Origin of the sequence: Arthrobacter sp. H5 (assembly GCF_000520595.1) — a bacterium.
Lineage (GTDB): Bacteria > Actinomycetota > Actinomycetes > Actinomycetales > Micrococcaceae > Arthrobacter_D.
This window is the reverse complement of sequence record NZ_KI915034.1, coordinates 81706-83741: the sequence shown is the minus strand read 5'-3', so window position 1 is coordinate 83741 and position 2036 is coordinate 81706. Positions and strand designations below refer to the sequence as shown.

Here is a 2036-nt window from a genome sequence, read left to right as displayed (position 1 = left end):
CCTGCCGGTCCGGGAGACTGGCTTGAGGCACCACCACCACTTCAGCCAAATCATCTGCAACGAGCTTGTTCAAGGTTCGGTAGATCTGGGCTTTATCGGCAGCCCAAAAGTGGCCGATACTTGCATCAAAACGCTTCTTCAAGTCGTAACCCGTCATGGGACTACGACCCAGCATGCCCAAGATCAGATAGGAAAGTGTCATGAGACTAGTTGACAGCACACCTAGTAGATCTGTCAACTAGTCACATGAGGGATTGTTTACGCGAACCGCCGCTTGAGATCATCCAGTTCGGCTGACAGCTCAGACGGCAGCGAGTCACCGAAGCGCGCATACCATTCGCCAATCCCCTGCAGCTCCTCAGCCCACTCGTCAGCATCAACCCGGACGGCTTCCCCAACATCCTCTGGGGTCATATCCAGTCCGGTGAGGTCGATGGAATCCCCGGTCGGCACGAAGCCGATCGGCGTCTCCACGGCATCCGCGGTTCCTTCAAGGCGTTCGATAATCCACTTCATCACCCGTGAATTGTCTCCGAAACCTGGCCAGGCAAAGCCACCGTCAGCCGTGCGGCGGAACCAGTTCACCAGGAAGATCTTGGGCAGGCGCTCCTGATCCGCTTCGGAGCTCAGGGTGAGCCAGTGACGAAGGTAGTCGCCGGCGTCGTAACCCATGAACGGAAGCATCGCCATCGGATCGCGACGGACACGTCCAACCTCACCCGCGGCCGCTGCGGTCGTCTCCGAGGACAGGGTTGAACCCATGAAGATGCCATTGGTCCAGTCCCGGGACTGGGTAACGAGGGGCACGGTGGTCTTCCGGCGGCCGCCGAACAGAATGGCCGAAAGTTCCACACCATCCGGCTGATTGAACTCCTCGGCCAACATGTCGATCTGATCGATCGGGGTGCAGAACCGTGCGTTGGGATGCGCGGCGGGCTTGTCCGACGCCGGCGTCCAGTCATTGCCCTGCCAATCGGTCAGGTGCTCCGGCACCTCTTTGGTCATCCCCTCCCACCACACGCCGCCGTCGTCGGTCAATGCAACATTGGTGAAAATTGAGTTTCCCTTGGCGATAGCGCGCATGGCGTTGGGGTTTGTGTGCCATCCGGTTCCGGGAGCCACACCGAACAGGCCGGCCTCCGGATTGATAGCCCGCAGTTCACCCTCCTTGCCGAAGCGCATCCAGGTGATGTCGTCGCCGAGCGTTTCCACCTTCCAGCCATCGATCGTTGGATCAAGCAGTGCAAGGTTGGTCTTGCCGCAGGCTGAAGGAAAGGCCGCTGACACGTAGTACGTCTTGTCCGCGGGCGAGGTCAGCTTCAGGATCAGCATATGCTCCGCCAGCCAGCCCTCGTCCCTTGCCATCACGGAGGCAATGCGCAGCGCGTAGCACTTCTTGCCCAGCAGTGCGTTGCCTCCATAGCCGGAACCAAAGGACCAGATGGAGCGCTCTTCGGGAAAGTGCACAATCCACTTGTCTTCATTGCAGGGCCAGGCAACATCTTCCTGGCCGTCGAAGAGAGGGGCACCAAGGGAATGCAGTGCAGGCACAAACGGAGCATCAAGCTTGGTTATCCGGTTAAGCACTGCTGTACCAATGTTCGCCATGATCCGCATGGACGTCACTACGTAGGCGCTGTCGGTGATTTCCACGCCGAACTTGGGGTCCTCCGCATCGAGGTGTCCCATCACAAACGGAATGACGTACATGGTGCGGCCACGCATCGATCCGCTGAACAGCCCGCGCAGCTTCTCCTTCATGGCCGCCGGGTCCATCCAGTTGTTCGTGAAGCCTGCGTCGCGTTCCTTCTCGGAGCAGATGAAGGTCTGCTCTTCCACCCGCGCCACATCCTTGGGATCGGAGAAGGCAGCGAAGGAATTAGGAAAAAGCTCGGCGTTGAGCCTCTTGAGTGTTCCCGCTTCGACGAGTTCGTTGGTCAGTGCTGTGTTTTCCTCAACAGAGCCGTTCACCCAATACACGCGGTCCGGCTGGGTCAACTCGGCCGTCTCGCGGACCCAGGCCAATAGGTCCGCGT

At 59.3% G+C, this 2036-nt stretch carries 2 protein-coding genes; both read right to left on the bottom strand.

The features are described 5' to 3' along the window. Nucleotides 1–202, bottom strand: a 202-nt coding sequence (locus Y708_RS26800; protein ID WP_035777058.1) for a PadR family transcriptional regulator, incomplete at its 3' end; no start/stop codon positions are given. 56 nt (nt 203–258) lie between these two features. After that, the coding region (locus Y708_RS26795) for a phosphoenolpyruvate carboxykinase (GTP) (protein WP_035777054.1) at nt 259–2036 on the bottom strand (1778 nt) is incomplete at its 5' end.